Source organism: Vibrio sp. 10N.222.48.A3 (assembly GCF_041475345.1).
Lineage (GTDB): Bacteria > Pseudomonadota > Gammaproteobacteria > Enterobacterales > Vibrionaceae > Vibrio > Vibrio tasmaniensis_A.
Genome location: NZ_JBFRVX010000286.1, coordinates 1 through 2,455, shown reverse-complemented (window position 1 = coordinate 2,455; position 2,455 = coordinate 1). Strand labels below are relative to the sequence as shown.

The following is a 2,455-nucleotide window of genomic DNA, read 5'->3' as shown; positions in this document are numbered from 1 at the left end:
CATCCAGAATACTGCACCTGGGCCACCGAAACCGATAGCGGCAGCAACACCTGCAATGTTACCTGTACCTACACGGCCAGACAGCGAAACGGCAAGAGCTTGGAAAGACGAGATGCCTTTTGATGAGCTTTTACCCGAAAGTAGCAAGCGCCACATTTCAAAGAAGTGACGGATTTGAACAAATCGAGTCATGATGGAGTAGAACAAACCTGCACCTAAACATAGGTAGATAAGTACTGGGCTCCAGATTATTCCATTCAAAAAATCAACGAACGACTGCATGAGTATTTTCCCTGTTAGTTTTGCTTATGATTGTTTTTCGAACAACACAATACTTCACTTGTAACCCGAGTGTTAAATTATTTAACTGCGCATTGGGATTACTGTGACATAAAGCAAGTTATAGAGGGTGTTTGTTAATGCTTAGTGCTAATTCGATAATCGTTCCATTTAACTTGTTATGCAACAGATTGTTGCGGCTGGTGTTTTGCAAAGTGAATAAATAGTGATTAATACAAAAGGGTGGGGAGGTGCGCAGAAGAAGGGTAGGTGTGCACAATAGACGAAATTGCGTAAAACAGCGGTTAAAGCCACTTAGCATGAACGGCTGATATATGAGTGGTGAGATGGATTTGATTGGAATATATCACCTGCATCGAGTGATCTCGCAGGTCTAAGAGACTGTGTTTTTTGAAGGTTCGATAGTTGAGGACTTCATGTTTACTGAGGGAAAGTGGCTAGTTTGATGCGTGTTTCAAACAACCACAAACCCTCGCGCCTTTAGTTCTTGAGCGAATTCAGACTGAGTATTTGGCTCACCGTGAATCAAATGCACCTCTTTCGGTGGAGTCGCGATGCCCTCTATAAATCGATTGAGATCCTCTTTATCGGCATGAGCAGAATAGCCAGACATGCCATGAATTTGAGCATTAACCTCAACGTCTTTGTTATCAATAGAAACTTGCATTTCGCCTTGTTGCAGCTCTCGTCCGAGCGTTCCGTGTGCTTGATAGCCCGCTAAAATCACATCCGTCCGTTTATCGGGAAGCAAAGCGGATAAGTAGTTCATTATCCTGCCGCCCTGACACATTCCAGAAGCTGCGACCACAATCGCGGGTTCACCTGTCGACTTGAGGCGATTCACGATTTTCTTGTGCATTCTATGTCCATCAACCGTAATGCACTGCTCAAAAGCGAGTGGGTGACGTTTCAGTTCAAGACGCTGCTTTGCTTCTTGCCCCCATAACTCTTTAAAGCGTCGGTAGGATCGCGTCACCTTTTCTGCCATAGGCGAATCGAGGATGATAGGAATATCGCTGCTGAGTTGATGCTCAAAAATTAGGTGTTCGATATCAAATAGTAGTTCCTGTGTTCGACCGATGCTAAAAGCCGGAATTAGAATAACGCCGCCATCGAGTAACGAACGATCAATGATTGATTTGAGGCGTTCAGAGCGTGAAGCAATATCGTCGTGCGTGCTAGTGCCGTAAGTCGACTCAATAAACAGATAGTCGGCTTGTTGTGGTGGTTTAGGATCCGGCAGCAGTGGCGTGTTACTAGGGCCCAAGTCGCCTGAAAAGACCACTACTTCTTGGTTGGGTAACTTAATCTCTATATAGGCCGAACCTAAGATATGCCCTGCAGGTTGAAAACGAGCATACAGAGTATTTGGCCTATGATGATCCTTTCCGTTGTTTTGTTGTGTGGACGTGATGGGAAAGCAATCTCCGTAAGGCTTGGGAGCAATCAACGAATGAATTTTTTTAAGGATGAGTTTAGATTGTTTATGACTGAGCCCTTGCAGTTTTAGGCCGTCTTCAATCATTAAAGGAGCGAGTTCAGCCGTCGCCTGAGTGCAATAAATCGGTTGGTTAAAGCCACTGGCGAGTAACCAAGGTAATCGACCAATATGATCAATGTGGGTATGGGTCAGCAGCAGAGCGTTGAGGTGGGAAGTTTCAAATTCAATATCAAGAGAACGTGCATCCGAACCTTGAAAAAGGCCACAGTCGATGAGCACCGCTTGGCCTGAATCTCTTAGTTCGTGACAAGATCCTGTGACAGTATGTTTTCCGCCATGGTGAATCACTTCCATCGTTTACTCCCATTGCTCTTTAAAGCCATTAACGCCTGTTTTTATTTTGCGGATAAGCGCCAGCAAGTAAAACAAGAACAATGAGAGTTGCGATCGTTGAGTGTCTTTTTAAGTAACTGAGCGATGACTCAGTGGGTTCGTTGCGAGTTAGCTCGTAGAAGAACGGTCTGAATCCAGCTCTGGGTTTTTCTGTGCTTCTAAACGAGCCACTTCGGCATCTAATTGTGCGATTTTTTCAGCCATCAAGGCATGGCAGCGATTCGCTAACTCTCTTGCGTCGCTGAGCTTGTATCCAGAGACATCTATAGGCTCCAGCATCTCGGTGATCACAATGCCATTATTAACTCGGTTGAGGTTAAT

General features: G+C 44.9%; 2 protein-coding genes and 1 pseudogene. All 3 read right to left on the bottom strand.

Annotation, left to right across the window (positions count from 1 at the left end):
• On the bottom strand, window positions 1-282 hold a 282-nt coding region (locus AB4653_RS09305; protein ID WP_372103950.1), incomplete at its 3' end, for an alanine:cation symporter family protein.
• Window positions 283-754: 472 nt separating this feature from the next.
• On the bottom strand, window positions 755-2,095 hold the full coding sequence (locus AB4653_RS09300) for an MBL fold metallo-hydrolase (RefSeq protein WP_102258220.1): 1,341 nt from the start codon (window positions 2,093-2,095) through the stop codon (window positions 755-757).
• A gap of 147 nt (window positions 2,096-2,242) precedes the next feature.
• Window positions 2,243-2,455 (bottom strand): annotated as a pseudogene (locus AB4653_RS09295) (1-acyl-sn-glycerol-3-phosphate acyltransferase); the annotation flags it as partial.

Excerpts from the sequence above, each read along its gene's own strand:
- AB4653_RS09300 (WP_102258220.1), bottom strand. The coding sequence starts at position 2,095 with ATGGAAGTGATTCACCATGGCGGAAAACATACTGTCACAGGATCTTGT.